Source organism: Kocuria salsicia (assembly GCF_039532055.1).
Lineage (GTDB): Bacteria > Actinomycetota > Actinomycetes > Actinomycetales > Micrococcaceae > Kocuria > Kocuria salsicia.
The window spans coordinates 68,088-93,284 of the sequence record NZ_BAAARF010000003.1; the positions used below are offsets into that span (position 1 = coordinate 68,088).

Below are 25,197 nucleotides of genomic sequence, written 5' to 3' on the forward strand. Positions count from 1 at the left end.
GACTCGACTTCCCCCGAGTCAGGCCGGATTCGAGGGACGAGCGGCGGATGGGGATCTGGTGACCGGCCGCACGTGGGCCGCGCCGCACGGTGCGTGGCCGCCATGCAGACGGACCCCGTGGACACGGTGCGGCACATGAACGGCACCGCGGATGAACGGCCCGGGCCGGGCACACCTCGACAAGACCCCCAGGTAACACCCGCGACGGACCAGGAGCCCGGCATGGAAGACGCGCCCGCCGAGCAACGGCACATACCCGTGATGCTGGGGCGCTGCCTGGACCTGCTGGCCCCCGCGCTGGACACCCCGGAGCCGGTCGTCGTCGATGCAACCCTCGGGATGGGCGGCCACACCCACGCCATGCTCGAGCGCTTCCCCTCCTTGCGCGTAGTGGGCATCGACAGGGACCCGCAGGCCCTTGAGCTGGCCGGTGCGCGCCTGGCCCGCTTCGGCTCGCGCTTCCAGGGCGTCCACAGCACCTATGACCACGTTGCGGACGCCGCCGCCCTCGCCGGGGTGGAGCGGGTGGACGGCATCCTCTTCGACCTCGGCGTCTCCTCGCTGCAGCTCGACGAGCGCGAACGCGGTTTCGCCTATTCCTTCGACGCGCCCCTGGACATGCGCATGGACTCGCACGCGCAGCTCTCCGCCGCCACCGTGGTCAACGAGTACACGGAGGCGGAGCTGCGCGACATCATCTACCGCTGGGGAGAGGACCGCTTCGCCCCCCGGATCGCGCGGGCCATCGTCGCGGCCCGCGCGCAGACGCCGCTGCGCACCACGGCCCAGCTGGTCGACGTCGTCCGCTCGGCCGTGCCCGCCGCGGCCCAGCACAAGAAGGGCCACCCCGCCAAGCAGACGTTCCAGGCGCTGCGGATCGAGGTCAACGAGGAGCTCGACGTGCTGGAGCGTGCCGTTCCCGCGGCGGTGGAAACTGTCAGGGTGGGAGGGCGTGTCGTCGCCATGAGCTACCACTCCCTGGAGGACAGAATTGTGAAGCAGGAGTTCGCCCGCGGCGCCCGCTCCACGGCTCCCAAGGGCTTTCCCGTGGAGTTGCCCGAGCACCGTCCCTCGCTGACCGTGCTGACGCGCGGCGCCGAGCGGGCCACGCCGGAGGAGACCGAGGGCAACCCGCGGGCCGCCTCGGCACGGCTGCGCGCGGTGGAGAAGCTCCGCGAGACCATGACCCCAGGGAGCGTCCGATGAGCAGTGCGGCCACCACCGCCTCGAGCGGCGCCTCCGAGGGCCACGGCCCGGAGCGCCGTCGGCCCCTGTCCGTGGTGCCTCACCGAGCCAGCCGTCGCAGCCGCGTATCCACAGTGGTGATGTGTGCGCTCGCGCTCGCCGCCGCGCTGGTGGGGATCCTCGTGCTCAACATCCAGATCACGCAGGGGCAGTACGAGCTCACCGAGCTGACGGGCCAGCAGCGCGCCCTGTCCCAGGAGAACGAGGCCCTGACCCAGGACATCGAGGCGAACTCCGCCCCGCAGAACCTCGCGGCCCGGGCCAACGACCTCGGCATGGTCAGCGCGAAGGACGTGGGCAGCATCGACATCGCCTCTGGAGCTGTGAGCGCGCCGTCCGCCGTGGCCGAGAAGGGCGACCCGCAGAACATCCTCGTGCCGCCGGCCAAGCTGAAGGGCTCCGACGCCGCCGAGGCCAACCGCCGTGCCGCCGAGGAACGCGCGGAGAAGCGGGCCAAGGAGGAGGCGGACAAGAAAACCGCCGAGCGCGAGGCCGCCCAGAAGGCCGACAACGCGCGGGACCTCAACGGGGGCTCGTTGCCCGCGCCGTCGCAGCGCGCACCCGGCAACTGACGCCGAGGGTCCACACGTCGGACCCGCGACCACCACCCATCGGAGGGAGCCGCACCACGCCGGAGTCCAGGAAACGAGGAAGACCGTGTCACCATCCACAGCGCGCAGGAACCGACTGCTCAGGCCCTACTCGCGCATGCAGGTGGGCATCGCCGTGCTGCTGGTGCTGCTGCTGCTGGTGGTGGGCAAGCTCTTCTGGATCCAGGGACTGGACCCCAGCGGCAGGGCGGAGGCTGCGGCGGCGCAGCGCACGCTGGTGGAGTCGATCCCGGCGGTGCGCGGTGAGATCACCGACTCCCGGGGCGCGGTGCTCGCCCGCACACTGCAGCGCTACGACATCACGGTGGACCAGACGGCGGTCACCTCGGTGGACGTCCCCAGCACGGACGGCTCCACCCAGACCGTGACCCCCACCCAGGCGGTGTACAAGATCGCCGACGCCCTGGGAATGAGCGACACCGACGTCAAGAAGGCGCTGGACGGCGACAAGACCTTCAACTATGTGGCCCGCGGCGTGACCCCCGAGCAGTACAACAAGCTGCGGGAGCTGAACCTGCCCTACATCTATGGCCAGCCCACGTTCCAGCGCAGCTACCCGAACGGCTCCCTGGGCGGCTCGGTGGTGGGCTTCCTCGGCGGGGACAGCCAGGCGCTGGGCGGCATCGAGCAGACCCAGGACTCCGCGCTGCGCGGCACGGACGGCGAGCGGCGCTTCGAGATCTCGGGCGACGGCGTGCGCATCCCCGTGGCCCCGCAGGAGCAGAAGGCCGCCCAGAACGGCTCGGACGTGCAGCTCTCCCTGGACAGCGACGTGCAGTTCTTCGCCGAGCAGGCGGTGCGCGAGCGCGCCAAGGCCCTGAAGGCAGAGTGGGGCACGGCCGTCGTGATGGACGTGAAGACCGGAAAGGTGCTGGCGCTGGCGGACACCTCCTCCGTGGATCCGAACGCGCCCGGGGAGGCCAAGGCGGAGGACCTCGGGGTGCGCGCGGTGACGCAGTCGGTGGAGCCGGGCTCCACCGAGAAGATCGCCACACTCGCCGGTGCGCTGGACCGGGGGATTGTGACCCCGTCCACCCAGATCACGGTGCCCTCCTACCTGCAGATCGGCTCGGAGAAGATCACGGACGCGTTCGACCACCCGGCGCAGAACCGCACGGTCGCGGGCATCATCGGGGACTCCATGAACACGGGAACGGTGATCATGGGCTCCAAGATGGACAAACAGACCCGGCACGACAACCTCGCGAACTTCGGGGTGGGCCAGGCCACGGGCATCGAGCTGCCCGGCGAGTCCACCGGCATCCTCGCTCCCGCGGACCAGTGGGACGCCCGCCAGGAGTACACAGTGCTCTTCGGCCAGGGCGTCTCCCAGACCCCGCTTCGCACTGCCTCGATCTTCCAGGCCGTGGCCAACAAGGGCCGTCAGATCGAGCCGCGCATCGTGAACTCCGTCACGGCGGCGGACGGCACCGTGAGCACCCCGCAGAGCCCCGAACCCAAGCAGGTGCTCTCCGAGTCCGCGGCCCAGGACACGCTGGACGTGATGGAGAACGTGGTGACCCAGGGCGGTGCCAAGGAGGCCGCCGTGCCGGGCTACCGCGTGGGCGGCAAGACGGGAACGGCCGAGGCCCCGAGCGACAGCGGCGGCTACGACGGCTACACGACCTCGTTCGTGGGCGTGGCGCCCATGGAGGATCCGCAGTACCTGGTGGCCGTGACCATGCAGCGCCCCCAGGGCGACGTCCACACGGTCGGGGTCACCTCCACGTTCTCCACGATCATGTCCCAGGTGCTCCACCACTACAACGTGGCACCCTCCACCACCGAGGGCCCGAAGTTCGACATGCAGGTCCCGGAGAACATCAAGCGGGACGTGACCCCGGAGAACGCCCTCGAGCAGACCTGGCCCGAGCCGAGCAGGGACGACTCCCAGGGCTAAACTTCCGATGCAGGCGCGCACAGCGTGGACTACTACCGGTGAGTTGCCGGCCCGGGTGAGCGGGGATCGTTCGCAGACAGGTTTCGAGAAGGACTTTCATGGAGACATCTGCCCACGAGGGGGTCGACGCGCAGAGCATGCGTCCCTCCCGACCCGTGCCCCACACGGTGCAGGAGCTGGCCCGGCTGACCGGTGCCGAACTGGTGCCCGCCCGTTCCGATGCGGCCGGCGCGGTGACGGGCGTGGTCCTGAACTCGCGCGAGGTGCAGCCCGGTGACCTCTACGCGGCACTGCCCGGTGCGCGGGTGCACGGGGCGCGCTTCGCCGGCGACGCCGCCGCCGCGGGTGCCGTGGCCGTGCTCACCGATCCGGTGGGTGCGCGTGAGCTCGCGGCGGCTGGTGTGGACCTGCCCGTGCTCGTGAGCCCGCAACCGCGCACGTGGGTGGGTCCGGTGGCCCGCGCGGTCTACGACTCCCAGCCGCAGGACGGCACCGGCCAGGAGCTCTTCGCCGTGACCGGGACCAACGGCAAGACCACCACCACGTACTTCACCACTTCGATCCTGCGCGCCCTGGGCCACACCACCGGGCTGATCGGCACCATCGAGATCCTCGCCGGAGACACCCCCATCCCCTCGCGCCTGACCACACCGGAGGCACCGCACGTGCACTCGCTGCTGGCCCTGATGCGCGAGCGCGGGATCACGGCCACGGGCATGGAGGTCTCCTCCCACGCCCTCGAGTACCACCGGGTGGACGGCGTGCGCTACGACATCGCCGGATTCACCAACCTGACGCAGGACCACCTGGACCTGCACGGCTCCATGGCCGAGTACTTCGAGGCCAAGGCGCAGCTGTTCACGGCGGAACGCACGCGGCGCGCCGTGCTCGTGCTCTCCGAGGACGACCCCTGGGGCGCCGCGATGGCGCAGCGCGCCCGCGAGAACCTGGGGGCCGAGAATGTGACGACCGTGGCCCTGCGCGGCAGCGACGCCGCGGGGGAGCCCGCGGACTGGACCCTCAGCTCGCTCGAACGCAGGGGGATCGGCAATGCGTTCCGGCTGCAGCACACGGACGGGACACAGCTGCGCGTGCACACGGGCTTGCCGGGCGAGTTCAACGTGGCCAATGCGGCGCTGGCCGTGCTCATGGTGCTGGACTCCGGCGTGGCCGTGGATGCCCTGCAGCGCGCGCTGGACGAGCACGACCCGCTCACCACGAGCGTGCCGGGCCGGATGCAGCTCGTGGGCACCGCCCCCACGTCCCTGGTGGACTTTGCCCACAACCCGGACGCGCTCGTGCGCTCCCTGCGATCGGTGACCCCCGAGGACCGCGAGGGCCGCGTGATCGTCGTCTTCGGCGCCACGGGCCAGCGGGACACGACCAAGCGGCCCGTCATGGGCAGGGTGGCCGCCGAGGAGGCGGACGTCGTGATCGTCACGGACGACGACCCCCACTCCGAGGAGCCCGCCCCCATCCGGGAGCAGGTGGCCGCCGGGGCCCGCGAGGCCGTGGCGAACGGAGCGCGCGCCACGGATGTGCTCGTCATCGAGCCGCGTGCCACGGCCATCCGCACGGCCGTTCGGATGGCCCGCCCCGAGGACTCGATCATCGTGGCCGGGCGCGGGCACGAGACCGCACAGGATTTCAACGGCGTGAGCGTCCCCCTGGACGATCGCGTGGAGCTGCGGAGCGCCCTCGAGGCGCTGCACGCGCACACGAAGGAGCAGAAATGATAGCCATCACCGCCGCCCAGGTGGCCGAGGCCGTCTCGGGCCGGCTCGTGGGGGTCCTGGACCCCTCGGCCGTGACCGTCACCTCGGTCACCACCGACTCCCGCGAGGTCGTGCCCGGCACACTGTTCGTGGCCAAGCCGGGGCAGAGCACGGACGGCCACCACTTCCTGCCGCAGGCCGCGCACGCCGGTGCCGTGCTGCACCTCACCGAGCGCGAGGTTGCCGAGGAGTCGGGAACACCCTTCCCGTCCGTCGTCGTGGAGGACGTGGTGCTCGCCATGGGCGCGCTCGCCTCGCACGTGCTCGGGCAGCTGCGCGCGGACCACGCTGTCACGGTGGTCGCCGTGACGGGCTCCGTGGGCAAGACCACCACCAAGGACCTGCTGCACGGGATCTTCAGCGCGCAGGGGCCCACGGTGGCCCCGCGCAACTCCTACAACGGCGAGGTCGGGGTGCCGCTGACGGTCTTCACCGCCACGGAGGAGACCGAGTTCTTCGTGATCGAGATGGGTGCCACGCACATCGGCAACATCCGCTACCTGTGCGAGATGGTCCGCCCGGACGTCGGTGCGGTGCTGTGCGTGGGCTCGGCCCACGCGGGCGAGTTCGGCGGCGTCGATAACATTGCGCGCGCCAAGGGGGAGATGGTCGAGGCACTGGCCCCGGAGGGCACCGCTGTGCTCAACGACGACGACGCCCGGGTGCGCGCCATGCGCGAACGCACCGTGGCGCGCGTGGTCTCCTTCGGCCAGGGCCCCGAGGCCCACGACGCGGCCACGGCGGACCCGCGCGTGTGGGCCGAGGACGTCACGACGGGCGCGGACGGCTGCCCGGTGTTCACCCTGCACCTGCCGGACGGCTCCGAGCACCCGGTGCGCTCGAAGCTGATCGGCGTGCACCACGTGACCAACCTGCTCGCGGGGGCCGCCGTCGCGTGGTCCGCCGGAGTGGATCCCGCGCAGATCGCAGCCGGCCTCGAGGGTGGCGCGCGCTCCCGGTGGCGCATGGAGCGCACCGAGCGCGCGGACGGCGTGACCGTGATCAACGACGCCTACAACGCCAACCCGCAGTCCATGAAGGCCGCGCTGCAGACGCTCGCGCAGCTGGGACGCGGGAACGCCGAGCACCCCGCCCGCCGCACGATCGCCGTGCTCGGCGCAATGCACGAGCTCGGCGAGGACTCCGTCCAGGCCCACGCGGATCTCGGGCAGCTGCTCGTGCGGCTGAACATCTCGCACGTGCTGGCCGTGGGGGATCTCGCCCGGCCCGTCTTCACCGCCGCGACCCTCGAGGGGTCGTGGGGCGAGGAGGCGGCCTGGGTGCCGGACGCCGAGCACGCAGAGGAGTACCTGCGGGAGCAGCTGCGCCCCGGGGACATCGTGCTGCTGAAGTCCTCGAACGCGGCGGGACTGAACCACCTGGGTGACCGGATCGCGGCATCCGGGTCCGAGACGATCCAGCGGGAGGTCTGAGCCGCATGATCCAACTTCTCATGGCATCGGGGCTCGGCCTCGTGTTCTCCATCTTCGGGACCCCGGTCCTCATCAAGCTCCTGGCCCGGCGCGGGTACGGACAGTACATCCGCGACGACGGCCCCACGTCCCACCAGACCAAGCGGGGCACGCCCACCATGGGCGGTGTGGCCATCCTGCTCTCGGTGGTGGCCGCGTACCTCGTGACCCACCTGATCAGTGTGCTCGCCTGGCCCGATAACGGGGGCATCACCCTCTCCGGGGTGCTGGCCCTGGGGCTCATGCTGGGCATGGGACTCGTGGGCTTTTTGGACGACTTCAAGAAGATCTCCAAGAAGCAGAACCTCGGGCTCACCGCCGCCGGCAAGATGATCCTGCAGGGGGCCATCGGAACGGCGTTCGCGGTCCTCGTGCTGTTCTTCCCGGACGCCTCCGGACACACCCCCGCCTCCACGGCGATCTCCTGGACGCGGGACACCGGGCTGGACCTCGCGTTCGCCGGGCCTCTCGTGGGCCTGGTCCTGTTCGTGGTCTGGGTGAACCTGATCGCCACCGGCACCACCAACGCCGTGAACCTCACGGACGGGCTGGACGGCCTCGCCACCGGCGCCTCGATCCTCGTGTTCAGCGGTTACATGCTCATCTCGCTGTGGCAGGCGGGGCACCTGTGCGACACCGTGGGGCAGGCCGCGTGCTACGAGGTCCGCGACCCCATGGACCTCTCGATCGTGGCCGCCGCCCTTGTGGGCGCGCTGATCGGTTTCCTGTGGTGGAACACCTCGCCCGCCAAGATCTTCATGGGCGACACCGGCTCCCTGGGTCTGGGCGGGGCGCTCGCGGCCTTCGCGGTGCTCTCCCGCACTGAGCTGCTGCTGGTGCTGATCGCGGGGCTCTTCGTGGTCATCACCCTCTCCGTGATCCTTCAGGTGGGTTACTTCAAGCTCTCCCACGGCAAACGGATCTTCAAGATGGCGCCCCTGCAGCACCATTTCGAGCTCAAGGGTTGGCAGGAGGTCACCATCGTGGTGCGCTTCTGGATCATTGCCGGGCTCTTCGTGGCCGCCGCCCTCGGGGTGTTCTACGGCGACTGGCTGCTGCACAACGGGGGAGCGTTCCCCGGCACCGAAGTGCTGCACTGACAGCGCTGGACCGACACCCCGCACCCGGTCTCCCCAGGGACCCCGGGACCCCCGACGAACGACACCCGGACCAGAGGAAGAAGAGGCACCGACCAGTCATGATGCACGCGAGCAACGAGAACCCCGTCCTGGACAACCTGCGGCTCACCGAGCTCACCAGCTGGGACGCCGACTGGTCCGGACTGCGCGTGGTGGTCGCCGGGATCGGCGTCTCCGGCTTCGCCGCCGCGGACACGCTCATCGAGCTCGGTGCCCTCGTCACGGTCCTGGACTCGGGCGACAACGAACGCAACCAACAGGCCGCGGACACTCTGAAGATCGTGGGCGCGCGCGACGTCGTGCTCGGCCCGGACGCCATGACCCGCGTCCCGGACGTGGTCGGGGTCCGTCCCGACCTCGTGGTGACCTCGCCCGGAATCCGCCCCACGAACCCGCTGCTGACGGCGGCGCGCGAGGAGGGGATCCAGATCTGGGGGGACGTGGAGCTCGCGTGGCGCGTGAGCGAGCGCCGCGGCCGTCGCACCCCGCAGTGGCTGTGCGTCACCGGGACGAACGGGAAGACCACCACGGTGGGGATGACCGAGTCGATCCTGCGGTCCGCCGGGCTGAAGGCCATCGCTGTGGGCAACGTGGGCACCCCCATCCTGGACGCGCTGCGCGACCCGGTGGAGTACGACGTCCTCGCCGTGGAGCTCTCGAGCTTCCAGCTGCACTGGGCGCACTCGGTGTCCCCGCTGGCCTCGGCGGTGCTCAACGTGGCCGAGGACCACGTGGACTGGCACGGCAGCTTTGAGAACTACCGCGCGGACAAGTCCCGCGTGTACGAGAACACGCGCGTGGCGTGCATCTACAACGTGGACCAGCCGGGCGCGGAGGAGCTGGTGGAGGCGGCGGACGTGGTCGAGGGCTGCCGCGCGGTCGGCTTCACCACGGGCACTCCGGGTCTCTCGATGCTCGGGGTGGTGGACGAGCTGCTCGTGGACCGGGCGTTCGTCGCGGACCGTGCCACGAGCGCCGCGGAGATCGGCTCCGTCGCGGACACCGGGGACCTTCCCACACGTCACGGGGTGGCCAACGCGCTCGCGGCCGCCGCGCTGGCACGCGCGACGGGAGTGGAGCCGGGAGCCGTGCGGGACGGGTTGCGGGCCTACCGCCCGGGGGAGCACCGGATCCAGCTCGTGGCTGAGACGGAGGGCGTGCGCTGGATCGACGACTCCAAGGCCACGAACCCGCACGCCGCGCAGGCCTCGCTCTCCGCGTTCGACACGGTGGTGTGGATCGCGGGAGGGCTGTCCAAGGGCGTGGACTACGACGAGCTCGTGGCGGCCAATGCGCAGCGCCTCAAGGCCGTCGTGGTCATCGGCACCGACGACGCCGCGCTGCTGGGCTCGCTCTCCCGGCTCGCCCCGGAGGTCCCGGTTCTGGCGGCCACACCGGGCCTGGCAGGTGGCACGGCCACCTCCAACGGGGAGCCCGCGATCGACCCCTCGGACGGGCACGCGGTGATGCGCCGCGCGGTGCAGCTCGCCGCGGCGCGGACCGAGCCCGGTGACACCGTGCTGATGGCCCCGGCCGCCGCGTCCATGGACCAGTTCACTGACTACGCGGACCGCGGCACGTCTTTCGCCCGCAGCGTCCACGAGGAACTAGGACTGGCATGAGCACACGCGCACCCGCACCGACTTCCCCCCAGGGCGAGGCGCCCGAGAGCACACCGCGCCCCGCCGGGGCGGCACTGACCACCCGCCTGCGCGCCCTGTGGCACCACCTCACGGACGGCCCGCTCTTCCACTCCTACTACGCCCTGGCCGGGTGCGTGATCCTGCTGACCGGCATCGGCGTGATGATGGTGCTCTCGGCCTCCGCCGTGGAGTCCATTTCCGACAGCCGCTCCGCGTACTCCCTGTTCGCCAAGCAGGCGGTCTTCGGGCTGGTCGGACTCGTTCTCATGTTCTCGCTCTCGCTGGTGCCCGCCCGCTGGTACCGCGCCGCGGCATGGCCCCTGTGGGGTCTCAGCGTGCTGCTCTCGCTGCTGGTCTTCTCCCCGTTGGGGCAGGAGGTCAACGGAAACCGGAACTGGCTGGTCCTCGGCGGGCAGTCCTTCCAGCCCTCCGAGCTCGCGAAGCTCGCGCTGTGCCTGTGGCTCGCCGCACTGTTCGCCAAGCAGGGGGACGTGGTGGAGCACGAGTGGAAGAAGGCGCTGTGGCCCTCCCTGCTCGGCTTCGGCGTCCCCACGGTCCTCGTGCTCGGGGGAGGTGACGCCGGCACGGCCATCGTGTTCTGCCTGATCTACGCCGCCGCGCTGTGGTTCGTGCGCGCACCGATCACGATCTTCCTGGGGGGTGCGGCGCTCGCCGTAGTCGGCGGCCTGTTCCTGGTGGTCACCGCCCCGCACCGGCTGGACCGCATCAAGGGCTGGCTCTTCGGCGACTGCGGTGCCACGGACGCGTGCTGGCAGGCGCAGCAGGGGCTCAACGCGCTGGCCACCGGCGGCTGGTGGGGCGTGGGCCTGGGGCAGTCCCGGCTGAAGTACAACTACGTCCCCGAGGCCCACAACGACTACATCTTCTCGATCATCGGGGAGGAGCTCGGCCTCGTGGGCACCACCATCATCCTGGTGCTGTTCATCGTGATGGTGGTTGCCATGGCCCGGATCCTCACCCGCACCCGCAGCACCTTCGTGCGGATCACCACCGCGGGGATCGCCACGTGGCTCGTGGGCCAGGCGTTCGTGAACCTCGGCATGGTCACGGGCCTGCTCCCGGTGATCGGCATCCCCCTGCCGTTCATCAGCTACGGTGGTTCCGCGCTGCTCATGACCATGGCCGCCGTGGGTGTGGTGATGTCCTTCGCCCGGGTGCCGCGCACCGTGCGCGTGGGCCGCGGCCAGGGCCCGGGCGGCTCCCAGGTCCTGGACGCCCAGGAAGCCCACGAACAGGGCCTCGACGACGGCGACGGCGCGGCTCGCGGCTCGTGGGTGCAGCGCGTGACCGGACGCTTCGGAAAGGGACGACGATGACTTCCACGCAGGAGAGCGCAGCACTGGAGCAGCGCGCGGGATCTGCCCGTGTGGTGCTCGCCGGGGGCGGCACGGCGGGGCACATCAGCCCGCTGCTCGCCATTGCGCGCGCGATCCGGGATGAGCGCGAGGACGCGAGCGTGTGCGCCGTGGGGACGGCCTCGGGCATGGAGACCCGGCTGGTCCCCGCCGCCGGTGTCGACCTCGAGCTGATCGGACGCGTTCCCCTGCCGCGCAAGCCGTCCGTGGACCTGTTGAGGCTGCCTCGCCACATGGCCACCGCGGTGCACCAGGCGGGGCGGATCCTCGACTCCCGGCAGGCCACCGTGGTGGTGGGTGTGGGCGGCTACGTCTGCACCCCGGTGTACCTGGCCGCCCGTCGTCGGGGCATCCCCGTGGTCATCCACGAGGCGAACGCCAAGCCCGGGATCGCCAACCGGGTGGGCGCGCGCTTCGCTACCGCCGTGGCCACCGCCTTCCCGGACACGCCGCTGCGGGGCGCACGCGTGGTGGGCATGCCCATGCGCCGCGAGATTGCCACGCTGGACCGCGCGGCGCAGCGAGCCGCAGCCCGCGCCGACCTCGGCCTGGAACCGGACCTGCCCACCGTGGTGGTCACGGGGGGTTCCTCGGGCGCGCAGTCCATGAACCGCACCGTCGAGGCCGTGGTCCGCGAGGTGGGGGAACAGGGCTACCAGCTGCTGCACGTGACGGGACGCGGCAAGGAGCTGCGCACTCCGGAGGGTGAGCTGCTGCGCGCCCCGCACTACGTCCAGACCGAGTACGTGGACGGGATGGAGAAGGTCTACGCCGCGGCAGACCTGCTCGTCGCGCGCTCGGGTGCGGCCACCGTGTGCGAGGTCGCCGCGGTGGGCCTGCCCGCCGTGTTCGTGCCCCTGCCCATCGGCAACGGGGAGCAGGCGCTGAACGCCCGTTCCCTCGTGGCCGCGGGCGGCGCGCAGCTCGTGGCCGACGCCGAATTCACACCCCGCTTCTACCGGGACACCGTGGCGCCCCTGGTGACCGACGCCGCCCGCCTGGACGAGATGACACGCGCCTCCGCGGCGCACGGCGTCCGCGACGCCGCCCAGGTGATGGCGCGGCTCACCCTCGACACCGCCCTCGCCTGACCCCCGCTTCCCCGCACGCACCACAGGAGACGACCGTGAACACCCAGCAACCCCTCGACCCCCACGGCCTGGGCCGCGTGCACTTCATCGGCATGGGCGGTGCGGGCATGTCCGCCGTGGCGCGCCTGCTGCTCGCCCGCGGCGTGGAGGTGAGTGGCTCAGACGCCAGGGACTCCGCGGGTCTGCGCGAGCTAGAGGCAATGGGCGCCACCGTGTTTGTCGGCCAGGCGGGCGAGAACGTCGCCGGGGCCGAGACCGTGGTGGTCTCCACGGCCATCAAGGACGGCAACCCGGAGCTCGCCGCGGCACGCGCCGCCGGTGCCCGCGTGCTGCACCGCTCCGAGGCGCTCGCCGCCGCCATGCACGGGCGCCACGTGATCGCCGTCGCGGGCACGCACGGCAAGACCACGACGAGCTCCATGGCCGCGGTCGCCCTGCGGGAGGCGGAGCTCGACCCCTCGTGGGCGATCGGCGCGCACGTGGCGGACCTCGGTGCCAACGCCGGTTTCGGCGAGGGCGACTGGTTCGTCGCGGAGGCCGACGAATCGGACGGCTCGTTCACGGCCTATCACCCCACGGTGGCGGTGGTGACGAACATCGAGCCGGACCATCTGGACCACTACGGCAGCGCCGAGGCGTTCTACCAGGCCTTCGACGAGTTCTCGGACACCATCCGCACCGGCGGCACCCTGGTGGCGTGCGCGGACGATCCCGGCGCCGCCCGCCTGGCCGAGCGTCGCCGTGCATCCGGCGCGCCGGTGCTCACGTACGGGGCTGACCCCTCGGCGGACGTGGTGGTCTCGGAGGTCACCCCGCACGGCACCGGCTCCTCGTGCCGCCTGGACTTCCCCGCCGCGGGGGAACGCCGAACCGCCGAGCTGCGTCTTGCGGTCCCCGGGGCGCACAACGTGGCCGATGCCGCCGCCGCCTTCACGGCGGGACTCGCCGCCGGCGCAGATCCCGTCCGGCTGCTCTGCGGGCTGGCAGGGTTCCACGGTTCCGCGCGCCGCTTCGACCTGCGCGGCGAGCAGGACGGCGTGCGGGTCTTCGACGACTACGCGCACCACCCCACGGAGGTCGCCGCAGCCCTGACCGCCGCCCGGGACGTGGCGGGGGAGCACCGCGTGCTCGTGGTCTTCCAACCGCACCTGTACTCCCGCACGCGCGAGTTCGCCGAGCCGTTCTGCCGTGCGCTGGAGCTCGCGGACCTCGCGTGCGTCCTGGACGTCTTCGGGGCCCGCGAGCAGCCGGAGCCCGGCGTCACGGGGGAGAGCATCACACGCTTCGCCGACGGCGCCGCGGTGGTCTCGACGCCCGCGGCCGAGGACGCGATTGCGGCGGTGGTCGCGCGGGCGGCCCCGGGCGACGTCGTCATGACCGTGGGTGCCGGCGACGTCACCGCGCTCGGCCCCGAGATCCTCTCCGCCCTGGCGCGACGCTGATGGCCCGCTCCCTGCCCCCGCACCAGCCGTCCTTCGGCGGACGGGCTTCCGGCGAAGCCCACTCCGAGGACTTCCACGCCGCAGACCCCGGGTCCGACGGGCCCGCCTCCGAGGAGGACTCGGCGGCCGCTGCGGGCCCGGACGGGCGCGATCCCGAGTGGGACGCGGACTGGGATGCGGACTGGGGTGTCGGCCCGGGCGAGGAGTTCCACGGTGTCGCGGACGAGCCGCCCGTGGTGCGGGTCAACGACAGCGGCAAGGTCACCCGCGTGGACACGGGTCAGCTCGAGGCGGCCCCCGCGGCGGGGGGGCGCTTCTCCACGTGGCGTGCGCGACGCCGTGCCGCGCGAGCCGAGGAGGCGGCCGGGTCGACCGGTGATCCGGGCGACGCCGCCGGTGAGGACGCCGACTCCACGGTGCTGCAGTTCCCGCCCAGCACCCACCGGCGCCGCCGCAGACGCCGACTGATCACGCTGCTCGTGTCCCTCGCGGCACTGGCCCTGCTCGCGCTCGTGGTCTTCTTCTCCCCGCTGTTCGCCGCCCGCACGATCGACGTGGAGGGTGCGACCCTCACGAACCCGCAGGCGGTGCAGGAAGCACTCTCCGGATTCCAGGGCGTGCCCCTCACCCGGATCTCGAAGCAGGACGTCAGGGACTCCCTGGGGGACGTCCCCCAGGTGAAGTCCGTGGACGTGGTATTCCACCCGCCGCACACGATCACCGTGCAGCTGCACGAGCGCGTGGGAGTGGCCGTCGTGGAGGACGGCGACTCGTTGATGCTGGTGGACTCCGAGGGCAAGCCCCTCTCCACTGTGGCGAAGGCCCAGCGTCCGGACGTTCCGCTGGTCTCCGGCGGGCGCGGTGTCCTGAGCACGCAGAAGTTCACGGACGTCTCCGCGGTCCTCGCGGCGCTGCCCGCGGAGGTCCTCTCGAGGCTCGAGAGCGCCGCCGCACCCTCGGGCTCGGCCGTGGAGCTGACCTTCAAGGACGGCCGTAAGGTGCTGTGGGGGGACGCCTCACAGAGCGATTTCAAGGCGCAGGTGGTCGCGGCCCTCGTGAACTCCGAGGCCACGGCGAACGCCACCCAGATCGACGTGTCCGCACCGCTGCACCCTGTCGTCAAGTGACCAAAATTTCAACGCTCAAGAGCGACTTGAAGAGAAGTCCTCTGCGTGACCTGGAGGTTTGCGGGGTAATCGGGTAACACGCCCCGGCATGATATGGAGAACGCCCCCGAGGTTGTTATCCTTACCGTCAAAGGAATGGTGTGCCTCCGGGCACCTCAGTTCACCCGAGTTTAACGCAAGACTTTAGACTTTTTCAGCGAATCATCCCCGGATAGCGCAAGCCCACGCGAGTTAGGTGCATATGGACTCCTCAACCCCCCAGAACTACTTGGCCGTCATCAAGGTGGTCGGCATCGGCGGCGGCGGCGTCAACGCCGTGAACCGCATGATCGAGGAAGGCCTGCGCGGCGTCGAGTTCATCGCCATCAACACCGACGCCCAGGCTCTGCTGATGTCGGACGCGGACGTCAAGCTCGACGTCGGCCGTGAGCTGACCCGCGGCCTCGGCGCCGGTGCGAACCCGGACGTCGGGCGCCAGGCGGCCGAGGACCACGAGGAGGAGATCCAGGAGGTGCTCAAGGGCGCCGACATGGTCTTCGTGACCGCGGGTGAGGGCGGTGGCACCGGCACCGGCGGCGCTCCCGTGGTCGCTCGCATCGCCCGCTCGCTGGGTGCCCTGACCATTGGTGTGGTCACCCGCCCGTTCACGTTCGAGGGCCGCCGCCGCTCCAACCAGGCCGAGAACGGCATCGAGACCCTGAGGGACGAGGTGGACACGCTCATCGTGATCCCCAACGACCGTCTGCTCTCCATCTCGGACCGCAACGTCTCCATGCTGGACGCGTTCAAGTCCGCGGACCAGGTGCTGCTCTCCGGCGTCTCCGGCATCACGGACCTCATCACCACCCCGGGCCTGATCAACCTGGACTTCGCGGACGTCAAGTCCGTGATGCAGGGTGCGGGCTCGGCGCTGATGGGCATCGGCGCGGCGCAGGGCGAGGACCGGGCGGTCAAGGCTGCGGAGCTCGCCATTGCGTCCCCGCTGCTCGAGGCGTCCATCGACGGCGCCCACGGCGTGCTGCTGTCCATCCAGGGCGGCTCGGACCTCGGTCTGTTCGAGATCAACGAGGCTGCCCGTCTGGTGCAGGAGGTTGCCCACCCGGAGGCGAACATCATCTTCGGTGCCGTGATCGACGACGCCCTGGGGGACCAGGCACGCGTCACCGTGATCGCCGCGGGCTTCGACTCCGTGTCCCAGGAGACCAACGCGAACAACTCCTCCCCGGCTCAGCGCCAGGCGGAGAACACGCGTGCGACCTTCGGCGGGGATGCCTCCCGTCCCTCGGGCCTGGGCCGTTCCCCGCAGCGCGGCGGGAATTCCTACGCCGCTCCCACGGGCGGTTTCGGCTCGCGCCAGAACCAGAACGATGACGTCCCGGACGACGCCGGGTTTGACGTGGACCTGCCCGCCGAGTCGGACGCGCCGTCCTCCTCGAGCTCCTCCGCCCGCAAGGACTCGCTGGACTTCCCCGACTTCCTGAAGTGAGGCGACGGGCGCCCGGCGCCCGCTGACACGCCGTCGCCCCTCGGGGACAGTGCGAGGAGATCGGCACTGGCGCGGGAGCGTTCAGAAGGGGGTGGCCACCGTTGCGGTGGCCACCCCCTTCGGCATCCGCCCAGCCAGGATGGGCAGGCCGGACAGACGAGGTTGAGGACGGGCGGCGCCACCTGCTGTGAGGGCGGTGGTGGCGCGTCGCACCGGTTCATCGGGTACGACGAGCGGCGCCCGGAGTCCGGCCCCAGAGAATAACGAGGAGGACCAGCATGTGGTACCGCACGGACAGCGGCGGCGTGGGAGTGGCGTTCACTGACGTCTCGGATGGCAACCTCGCCGCGCACACGGGTGACGAGCCGGCGCAGGTGGCGCGGCGGCGTCGTCGTGTGGAGCAGAAGTTGGGAACGGGGCTGGTGCGCTACGCGTGGCAAGTGCACGGAACCGCGGTGCTCGACGTCACAGGCACGGCGTCCAATGCCACGGACCTGCTCGCCGCCCCGGAGGCAGATGCGATGGTCAGTGCGGACGGGACTCCGGTGGGGATCCTCACCGCGGACTGCCTGCCGGTGGTGTTGGTGGGTCGACGGGCGGGCGGCGTTCCGGTGCTCGCGGTGGCCCACGCCGGGCGCCCGGGTCTGCTGGCCGGCGTGCTGCAGGAAACCGTGGCGGCCGTGCGGGCCCACGGGGCACTGGACCTCGAGGCCTGGATCGGGCCCGCCGTGTGCGGGGCGTGCTATGAGGTGCCCACCGAGATGGCGCAGCAGGCGGAGGAGGCCCTACCGGGCGTCGCGACGACGACGTCGTGGGGCACGGACGGTCTCGACCTGCCGGGTGCCGCGCGCTCGATCCTGGAGGACCACGGGGTGCGGGTCCGGGAGGAGACCGCGGACCGCGCCGCGTGGTGCACGCTGGAGCACGATGAGTTGTACTCGTACCGCAGGGACAAGACCCGGGGCCGGCTCGCCGGCCTCGTGTGGGTCAGCGAGGAAAGTGGGCGTGATGCGTGAGATCGGTGACGGAGTGGACCCGCAGGACGCCGGACGCACGGCGGAGCTCGCGCAGCGGCTCTCGGCCGTGCGTCGGCGGATTCTGGACGCGTCCGCCCAGCGCGAGGAGGACCGCTCCCACGGGGGCGAGCTGCCCTCGCTCGTGGTGGTGACCAAGTTCTTCCCCGCGCAGGACGTCCTGCGACTGCGCGAGCTGGGGGTGCGCGCGGTGGGGGAGAACCGGGACCAGGAGGCCGGACCCAAGGCCGCCGAGGTGGCGGCCGCACTGGCCGAGCGTGAGCCTCCCGTGTCCCCGCCCGTGTGGCACTTCGTGGGTCAGCTTCAGTCGAACAAGGCCAAACACGTGGTGTGCTACGCCGCGTGGGTGCACTCGGTGGACCGTACCTCGCTGGTGACGGCGCTCGGCAGGGCGGTGCGCAACCACCGGGAGGCGGTGGTCGCCGGGGATGCCGAGCCGGGACCGTGCGCCACCGAGGACCTCACGTGCCTGCTGCAGGTGGACCTGGATCCTGAGGCCACTCCGGAGAGTTCCCGGGGCGGTGCACACCCGCGGGCCGTGCCGCAGCTCGCGCGCAGGGTCGCAGAGACGGACGGGCTGCGGCTGGGCGGTGTGATGGCTGTGGCACCCCGCGACGCCGATCCCCGTGAGGCCTTCGACCGACTGTGGGGAATTTCGCAGGAACTGCTCCTGGAGCACCCGGAGGCCCGCGCCGTCTCGGCCGGGATGAGCGGTGACCTCGAGGCCGCCGTGGCCGCGGGGGCCACGCACGTGCGCATCGGATCGGATGTTCTCGGGCCCCGGCCCGCCGTGCGGTAGCGTAAAGGACTGACGATACGCGGGCCGATCCCACTCGGCCCGTTCAGTGATTGAGGAGAGAATATGGCCGGAGCGCTGCGTCGCACCATGGTGTATCTCGGGCTGGCCGAGAGCGACGACGAGTACATCTCCGCAGACACCCCCCGCCCCCGGGACATCCCCCACACGGTCTCGAACGGGCCCGCTCCTGCGGCGAACGACGCCGGCAGCACGGCGGTCAGCCGCCGGAGCCCCGAGTACCGAGCCCCCGTGACCCCCATCAAACGGGCTCCCAGTTCCCGAGAGGACGACAACGAATTGCGCACCATCACCACCGTGCACCCCCGGTCGTACAACGACGCCAAGTCCATCGGTGAGGCATTCCGGGACGGGACCCCCGTGATCATGAACGTCTCGGACATGGGCGAGGCCGAGGCCAAGCGGCTGGTGGACTTCGCGGCGGGCCTGGTTTTCGCCCTGCACGGATCCATCGAGCGCGTCACCGCCAAGGTGTTCCTGCTGACCCCGTCCTTCGTGGAGGTCCGGGACCAGGGCCACACGGACGAGATCGACGAGAACGCTACGGCCCACGAGCAGGTCGAGGGCTGAGAGCATGAGCCTGGTGCTGTCGATCGTCTACCTGGTGGTCCACGTGCTCTACATCGCCCTGCTGGGACGCCTGGTCCTGGACTGGGTGCAGATGTTCGCGCGCAGCTGGCGTCCCAAGGGCCTGGCCCTGGTGGTGGCGTCCACGGTCTATTCGGTGACCGACCCGCCCATGAATGCGCTGCGCCGGCTGGTCCCGCCGCTGCGCTTCGGAGGGGTGGCGCTGGACCTGGGGTTCCTGATCCTGGTCTTCGCCATCAGCATCCTGCAGTCGGTGCTGGGCAACATCCTGTTCCGGCTCTGAGCGCCGGGCCCGCTGACCTGCGGCGGCGCTCGCCCGCGAGGAGCGGGCGCCCGCTGAGCGCTATTGTGGAGCAGAATCCCTCCGCGGGTCTTCAGCGCGCCAGTGCGCGCGGCAGGATCCAGCGGTATTTTCCGTACAACACGAGGAGTGAGAAGATCCATGGCTCTGACACCCGAAGACGTCATCAACAAGCGGTTCCAGCCCACCAAGTTCCGTGAGGGCTACGACCAGGACGAGGTGGATGACTTCCTGGACGAGGTGGTCGTCGAGCTGCGCCGCCTGACGCAGGAGAACGAGAACCTGCGCAAGCAGGTGGAAACCCTCGGCGGCACCCCGGACGAGTCCGCGGCCACCTCCGAGAGCGTCTCGGAGACCACCACCACGTCCGCCTCGACCGGCTCCGGCTCGCACGCCGGGGACGCCACCTCGGCGAACGCGACCCAGGCCGCGCCCGCCGAGACGACCCCGGTCGCCGCGGCGAGCGAGCACCGCACCACGGACACCGCCGCAGCGGAGACCGCGGGCACGACGTCGTCGGCCCAGACCGCCACCGGCGCCCAGACGGGTGCCGCGACCGGGGAGTCCGCGCAGTCCGCCGCCGCCGTGCTGGCGATGGCCCAGAAGCTGCACGACGACTACGTGACGCAGGGTAAGCAGGAACGCGAGCGCCTCATCACCGAGGGCCGAGTCCAGGCGGACCAGCTCGTCTCCGAGGGCAAGCGCATCAAGGAGGAGACGCTGTCCTCGCTCGAGCGCGAGAAGGTGGACCTCGAGTCCAACGTGGCAAAGCTGCGCTCGTTCGAGAAGGACTACCGCAGCAACCTCAAGACCTTCCTCAACGGCCAGCTGCGGGACCTCGACAACACCGGGTCCCTGGAGCCGGCCCAGTCGGTCTCCACCGCGGGCAAGCGCCCCGGCACCAAGTAGGACGCCTGTGAGCGATAGCTCCACCCACGCAGCGGCGGCACCCGTCCCCACCCGGGCGGGCCGCCGCTGCGTCGTGGTGTCCCTGGTGGTGGCCGCGCTGCTCTACGCGGGGGACCAGGCAAGCAAGCTGTGGGTCGTGGACAACCTCGTGCTCGGCCGCGAGTACCCGGTGGTCCCGGGCCTGCTGTGGTGGCAGCACATCCGCAACAGCGGCGGGGCGTTCTCGCTGGGCTCCGGTGCCACCTGGGTCTTCACGCTCGTGATGGCCGCCGTGGTCGTGGCGATCCTGTGGCACCTGCGCCGGGTCCGCGACCCCCTGTGGGCCCTCGCCCTGGGGCTGGTGCTGGGCGGCGCGCTCGGGAACCTGACCGACCGCCTGTTCCGGGAACCGGGGTTCGGGCGCGGGCACGTGGTGGACTTCATCGCGGTGCCCCATTTCGCGATCTTCAACGTGGCCGACTGCGGCGTGGTGGTGGGCATCGGCCTGGTGCTGCTGCTGATCCTGCTCAACCGGGACTCGGGGGTGGCTCGTGAGCGCTGAGCGCACCCGCCCCACCGGCTCCGAGCCGGAGTACGAGAGCGAGCGGTTCACGGCGTCCCCCGAGCTGGAGGGTACCCGGCTCGACGCCGCCGTGGCCGCCTGGACGGGCCTGTCACGCTCCGCCGCGGCGCAGCTGTGCGAGCAGGAGCGGGTCTCCCACCGCGGGCGGCCCGTGGCCAAGTCTCACCGGGTGGCGGCGTCCGAGACCTACACCGTGGAGGTCCCCGTGCCCGAGGACCCCGAGCGCATTGCGCCGCAGCACGTGCCGGACCTGCGCCTCGTGGAGGTCAACCCGAGCTACGTGGTGGTCGACAAGCCCGCCGGAGTGGCCGCGCACCCCTCGCCCGGGTGGAAAGGGCCCACGGTGGTGGGCGCCCTGGCCGGTGCCGGGGTGTCCGTGGCAACCTCCGGCGCCCCCGAGCGTCAGGGCGTCGTGCACCGGCTGGACGTGGGAACCTCCGGGCTGATGGTCGTTGCGCGGGAGGAAACCGCGTACACGCAGCTCAAACGCGCGTTCAAGGAGCGCACGGTGACCAAGGTCTACCACGCCGTGGTCCAGGGCATCCCGGACCCGCTGAAGGGAACGATCGACGCGCCCATCGGGCGGCACCCCGGCCACGAGTGGCGCTTCGCGGTGCTCTCGGACGGGCGCCGTTCCGTGACCCACTACGAGGTGCTCGAGGCGTTCGGGCGGGCCTCGCTCGTGGAGGTGCACCTGGAGACGGGGCGCACCCACCAGATCCGCGTGCACTTCAGCGCGCTGCAGCACCCGTGCTGCGGTGATCTCACCTACGGGGCGGACCCTGCCCTGTCTGCGGGCCTGGGGCTCACGCGGCAGTGGCTGCACGCCAAGCGGCTGGGGTTCACGAGCCCTGTCACGGGGGAGTACGTGGAGTACGAGAGCCCCTATCCCACGGACCTCGCGTACGCCGTGGAGACCCTGCGGGAGGGCGGCCCGCAGCTCTGAGGCGAGTAGGCGTGTCCTGGGTGTCGGAGCCGCCGCCTAGACTTGTCCCGTGACTTCGGCGACCGGCAAAAAAGGCTTCACCCATCTCCACGTGCACACCGAGTACTCCATGCTGGACGGTGCCGCGCGCCTGAACGACCTCTTCGAGGAGTGCCACCGGCTGGGGATGGACTCCCTGGCCACCACGGACCACGGGTTCGTCTTCGGTGCCTTCGACTTCTGGAACAAGGCCCGTGCGGCCGGCATCAAGCCGATTGTCGGCGTCGAGGCATACCTGACCCCGGGCACCGCCCGGCAGGACCGCACGCGCGTGAAGTTCGCGGACGGCGGGCGCGACGACGTCTCCGGTGCCGGTGCCTACACGCACATGACCCTGCTCGCGCAGTCCAGCGAGGGCATGCAGAACCTCTTCCGCGCCTCCACCAAAGCGTCCCTGGAGGGCCAGCTCTACAAGCCGCGCATGGACCGGGAGCTGCTCAACCAGTACGGCAAGGGGCTGATCGCCACCACCGGCTGCCCCTCCGGGGAGGTGCAGACCCGGCTGCGGCTGGGCCAGTACGACGAGGCGGTCAAGGCCGCTGCCGATTTCCGGGACATCTTCGGCGCCGAGAACTTCTACTGCGAGCTCATGGACCACGGGCTGGGCATCGAGAAGCGGGTCACGGGGGACCTGCTGCGCCTGGCCAAGGAACTGAACCTTCCCCTGGTGGCCACCAACGACCTGCACTACACGCACGCGGAGGACGCCAAGTCCCACGCGGCGCTGCTGTGCGTGCAGTCCGGTTCCACCCTGCAGGACCCAAAGCGCTTCAAGTTCGACGCGGACGAGTTCTACCTCAAGTCCCCGGAACAGATGCGCGAGGTGTTCCGGGACTTCCCGGAGGCGTGCGACAACACGCTGGAGATCGCGGAGCGCTGCGAGGTGGACTTCGACACGTCCGCCAACTACATGCCGCGCTTCCCCACGCCGGAGGGCGAGGACGAGACCTCATGGTTCATCAAGGAGGTCGAGAAGGGGCTGCACTACCGCTTCCCGGCCGGCATCCCGGATGACGTCCGCGAGCAGGCGGAGTACGAGAAGAAGATCATCATCCAGATGGGCTTCCCGGGTTACTTCCTGGTGGTCGCGGACTTCATCAACTGGTCCAAGGACAACGGGATCCGCGTGGGTCCGGGGCGTGGCTCCGGTGCCGGTTCCATGGTTGCGTACGCCATGCGCATCACCGAGCTGAACCCCTTGGCGCACGGGCTGATCTTCGAGCGCTTCCTGAACCCGGACCGCGTGTCCATGCCGGACTTCGACGTCGACTTCGACGACCGCCGACGCTCTGAGGTGATCCACTACGTCACCGAGAAGTACGGCGACGAGCGCGTGGCCATGATCGTCACCTACGGCACCATCAAGGCCAAGCAGGCGCTGAAGGACTCCTCACGCGTTCTGGGCTACCCGTTCTCCATGGGGGAGCGGCTCACTAAGGCCATGCCGCCGGACGTGATGGGCAAGGGCATCTCCCTGCAGGACGTCTACGACGAGGATGCCAAGCGCTACGACGAGGCCGGGGAGCTGCGCGAGATCCTCGCGGACGACCCCGAGTCCATGAAGGTCTTCGAGACCGCCCAGGGCCTGGAGGGGCTCAAGCGGCAGTGGGGTGTGCACGCGGCCGGCGTGATCATGTCCTCGGATCCGCTGATCGACATCATCCCGCTGATGCGCCGCGAGCAGGACGGGCAGGTCATCACGCAGTTCGACTACCCCACGTGCGAGGGCCTGGGGCTGATCAAGATGGACTTCCTGGGGCTGCGCAACCTCACGATCATCTCGGACGCCCTCGAGAACATCACGCTCAACCGGGACGGGTTCGTGCTGGACCTGGAGCACCTGCCGATCGACGACGCCGGGTCCTACGACCTGCTCGCGCGCGGGGACACCCTGGGCGTGTTCCAGCTGGACGGCGGGCCCATGCGCCAGCTGCTCAAGCTGATGCGCCCGGACAACTTCGAGGACATCTCTGCGACCATCGCCCTGTACCGGCCGGGGCCCATGGGCGCGAACTCGCACACGAACTACGCGCTGCGCAAGAACGGCGCGCAGGAGATCACGCCCATCCACCCGGAGCTCGCCGAGCCGCTCTCGGAGATCCTGGGCACCACCTACGGTCTGATCGTCTACCAGGAGCAGGTGATGGCGATCGCCCAGAAGGTGGCCGGCTACTCCCTGGGCCAGGCGGACATTCTGCGCCGCGCGATGGGCAAGAAGAAGAAGGCGGAGCTGGACAAGCAGTACCAGGGCTTCCACCAGGGGATGATCGACCGCGGGTACTCCGAGGACGCGATCAAGGCCCTGTGGGATATCCTGCTGCCCTTCTCGGACTACGCGTTCAACAAGGCGCACTCGGCGGCCTACGGGCTGGTCTCCTACTGGACCGCCTACCTCAAGGCACACTACCCGGCCGAGTACATGGCGGCCCTGCTGACCTCGGTGGGCGACGACAAGGACAAGCTCGCCATGTACCTCACGGAGTGCCGCCACATGGGCATCACCGTGCTGCCGCCGGACGTGAACGAGTCCGAGTTGAACTTCACCCCTGTGGGCACTGACATCCGCTTTGGCATGGGTGCGGTGCGCAATGTGGGCGCCAACGTGGTCCAGGCCATGGTGGGTGCACGCAACGAGGAGGGCAAGTTCACCTCCTTCAACGACTTCCTGGCGAAGGTCCCGGCCGTGGTGTGCAACAAGCGCACCATCGAGTCCATGGTCAAGGCCGGTGCGTTCGACCAGCTCGGCCACACCCGCCGCAGCCTGGTGATGTGCCACGAGCAGGCCGTGGAGGACGTGGTCGCGCAGAAGAAAAAAGAGGACAACGGCGAGTTCACCTTCGACATCTTCTCGATGAGCGGTTCGCAGGACACGGAGCAGGAGACCTTCTCCGTGGAGGTCCCGGACGTCCCCGAGTGGGAGCGCAAGGACCTGCTGGCCTTCGAGCGCGAGATGCTGGGTCTCTACGTCTCGGACCACCCGCTGCGCGGTCTCGACGACGCCCTGGGCCAGTACACGGACACGGCCATCGCCCCGCTGCTCACGGAGGAGAACACCCGGCCCGACGGGGCCGTGGTCACCATCGGGGGCATGATCACCTCGCTCTCGCGGCGGATCGCGAAGACCTCCGGCAATGCCTATGCACGCGTGGAGCTGGAGGACCGCTCGGGCTCCATCGAGGTGATGTTCTTCGGCAAGGCCTACGCGCCGATCGCCGGGGTGCTGACCGAGGACCTGATCTGTGTCATCAAGGGACGGATGCAGCGCCGAGACGACGGCTCCGTCTCGATCTCCGCGCAGGAGCTCACGGTGCCGGAGCTCAGCGTGGACGGCTCCTCCGGGCCGGTGTGCGTGGCGCTGCCGGAGCACCGGGCCACGGAGGCCACGATTCGCCGGATCGGCGAGGTGCTGCGCAACCACAAGGGGGACTCGGAGGTGCGCATCCACCTGGACACGCGCCGCAGCACCCAGGTCATGAGGCTCGGACCCGAGTACCGGGTGAACCCGTCGCCCGCGCTGTTCGGGGACCTCAAGGTGCTGCTGGGCCCGGCCTGCCTGGAGGCGTGAGCCGCGCCGCGCCGTGCGCGCCGCGTGCGGCCGCAGCGGTGCCCGCATCACCGCGGCGGCGGACCGGTCGGTTGCCTGATCCGCCCGCGACGGCGCTCCGCGCCGGGCAGTGCCGAGGCCTCCTCCGAT

At 70.6% G+C, this 25,197-nt stretch carries 20 protein-coding genes; all 20 read left to right on the top strand.

The genetic code is table 11. From position 1 onward, the window contains the following. Positions 1-222 precede the first annotated feature (222 nt). The 20 genes from rsmH (at position 223) to dnaE (ending at position 25,068) form a co-directional block, all read left to right on the top strand. Complete coding sequence (gene rsmH / locus ABD264_RS00385; protein ID WP_344203467.1) at positions 223-1,206, top strand: 16S rRNA (cytosine(1402)-N(4))-methyltransferase RsmH; 984 nt, start codon at positions 223-225, stop codon at positions 1,204-1,206. Next, positions 1,203-1,817: a cell division protein FtsL gene (gene ftsL / locus ABD264_RS00390; RefSeq protein WP_144942775.1), complete on the top strand. Its 615-nt coding sequence runs from the start codon at positions 1,203-1,205 to the stop codon at positions 1,815-1,817. Before rsmH ends, ftsL begins: the two co-directional genes overlap by 4 nt. 85 nt (positions 1,818-1,902) lie before the next feature. Continuing rightward, a complete protein-coding gene (locus tag ABD264_RS00395) occupies positions 1,903-3,756 on the top strand; it encodes a peptidoglycan D,D-transpeptidase FtsI family protein (protein ID WP_244944807.1) in 1,854 nt (617 codons plus the stop codon). Positions 3,757-3,854: 98 nt separating this feature from the next. Next, the gene (locus ABD264_RS00400; RefSeq protein ID WP_144942776.1) at positions 3,855-5,492 is read left to right on the top strand and encodes a UDP-N-acetylmuramoyl-L-alanyl-D-glutamate--2,6-diaminopimelate ligase; all 1,638 of its coding nucleotides are present in this window, start codon (positions 3,855-3,857) and stop codon (positions 5,490-5,492) included. After that, positions 5,489-6,964 carry a UDP-N-acetylmuramoyl-tripeptide--D-alanyl-D-alanine ligase gene (locus ABD264_RS00405; protein ID WP_144942777.1) on the top strand — a complete coding sequence of 492 codons (1,476 nt, stop codon included), beginning with the start codon at positions 5,489-5,491 and terminating at the stop codon, positions 6,962-6,964. The genes ABD264_RS00400 and ABD264_RS00405 overlap by 4 nt, the downstream gene beginning before the upstream one ends. Positions 6,965-6,969: 5 nt before the next feature. Then, on the top strand, positions 6,970-8,103 hold the full coding sequence (gene mraY / locus ABD264_RS00410; protein ID WP_144942778.1) for a phospho-N-acetylmuramoyl-pentapeptide-transferase: 1,134 nt from the start codon (positions 6,970-6,972) through the stop codon (positions 8,101-8,103). A 98-nt stretch (positions 8,104-8,201) separates the two neighbouring features. Then, the gene (murD, locus tag ABD264_RS00415; protein WP_344203474.1) at positions 8,202-9,764 is read left to right on the top strand and encodes a UDP-N-acetylmuramoyl-L-alanine--D-glutamate ligase; all 1,563 of its coding nucleotides are present in this window, start codon (positions 8,202-8,204) and stop codon (positions 9,762-9,764) included. Continuing rightward, positions 9,761-11,122: a putative lipid II flippase FtsW gene (gene ftsW, locus ABD264_RS00420; RefSeq protein ID WP_344203477.1), complete on the top strand. Its 1,362-nt coding sequence runs from the start codon at positions 9,761-9,763 to the stop codon at positions 11,120-11,122. The genes murD and ftsW overlap by 4 nt, the downstream gene beginning before the upstream one ends. Beyond that, positions 11,119-12,252: an undecaprenyldiphospho-muramoylpentapeptide beta-N-acetylglucosaminyltransferase gene (gene murG / locus ABD264_RS00425; protein ID WP_344203480.1), complete on the top strand. Its 1,134-nt coding sequence runs from the start codon at positions 11,119-11,121 to the stop codon at positions 12,250-12,252. The genes ftsW and murG overlap by 4 nt, the downstream gene beginning before the upstream one ends. A 35-nt stretch (positions 12,253-12,287) precedes the next feature. Beyond that, a complete protein-coding gene (murC, locus tag ABD264_RS00430; RefSeq protein ID WP_344203483.1) occupies positions 12,288-13,694 on the top strand; it encodes a UDP-N-acetylmuramate--L-alanine ligase in 1,407 nt (468 codons plus the stop codon). Then, complete coding sequence (locus tag ABD264_RS00435; RefSeq protein WP_290499088.1) at positions 13,694-14,821, top strand: cell division protein FtsQ/DivIB; 1,128 nt, start codon at positions 13,694-13,696, stop codon at positions 14,819-14,821. Before murC ends, ABD264_RS00435 begins: the two co-directional genes overlap by 1 nt. Before the next feature lie 241 nt (positions 14,822-15,062). Then, entirely contained in the window at positions 15,063-16,307 is a 1,245-nt protein-coding gene (gene ftsZ, locus ABD264_RS00440) for a cell division protein FtsZ (protein ID WP_303105571.1), read from the top strand. Positions 16,308-16,585: 278 nt separating this feature from the next. Further along, complete coding sequence (locus tag ABD264_RS00445) at positions 16,586-17,323, top strand: purine nucleoside phosphorylase YfiH/LACC1 family protein (RefSeq protein WP_303105569.1); 738 nt, start codon at positions 16,586-16,588, stop codon at positions 17,321-17,323. After that, the gene (locus ABD264_RS00450; protein ID WP_303105567.1) at positions 17,316-18,140 is read left to right on the top strand and encodes a YggS family pyridoxal phosphate enzyme; all 825 of its coding nucleotides are present in this window, start codon (positions 17,316-17,318) and stop codon (positions 18,138-18,140) included. The genes ABD264_RS00445 and ABD264_RS00450 overlap by 8 nt, the downstream gene beginning before the upstream one ends. A 63-nt stretch (positions 18,141-18,203) precedes the next feature. Further along, entirely contained in the window at positions 18,204-18,728 is a 525-nt protein-coding gene (locus ABD264_RS00455) for a cell division protein SepF (RefSeq protein ID WP_303105565.1), read from the top strand. 4 nt (positions 18,729-18,732) lie between these two features. Next, positions 18,733-19,029, top strand: coding sequence for a YggT family protein (locus tag ABD264_RS00460; RefSeq protein ID WP_144942787.1), 297 nt, complete (start codon positions 18,733-18,735; stop codon positions 19,027-19,029). A gap of 159 nt (positions 19,030-19,188) precedes the next feature. Then, entirely contained in the window at positions 19,189-19,956 is a 768-nt protein-coding gene (locus ABD264_RS00465; RefSeq protein ID WP_303105563.1) for a DivIVA domain-containing protein, read from the top strand. Between the two features lie 7 nt (positions 19,957-19,963). Further along, positions 19,964-20,497: a signal peptidase II gene (gene lspA / locus ABD264_RS00470; protein WP_055085757.1), complete on the top strand. Its 534-nt coding sequence runs from the start codon at positions 19,964-19,966 to the stop codon at positions 20,495-20,497. Further along, positions 20,487-21,464: an RluA family pseudouridine synthase gene (locus tag ABD264_RS00475; protein ID WP_186366721.1), complete on the top strand. Its 978-nt coding sequence runs from the start codon at positions 20,487-20,489 to the stop codon at positions 21,462-21,464. Before lspA ends, ABD264_RS00475 begins: the two co-directional genes overlap by 11 nt. A gap of 109 nt (positions 21,465-21,573) precedes the next feature. Beyond that, a complete protein-coding gene (gene dnaE / locus ABD264_RS00480) occupies positions 21,574-25,068 on the top strand; it encodes a DNA polymerase III subunit alpha (protein WP_244944823.1) in 3,495 nt (1,164 codons plus the stop codon). Positions 25,069-25,197: the final 129 nt, after the last annotated feature.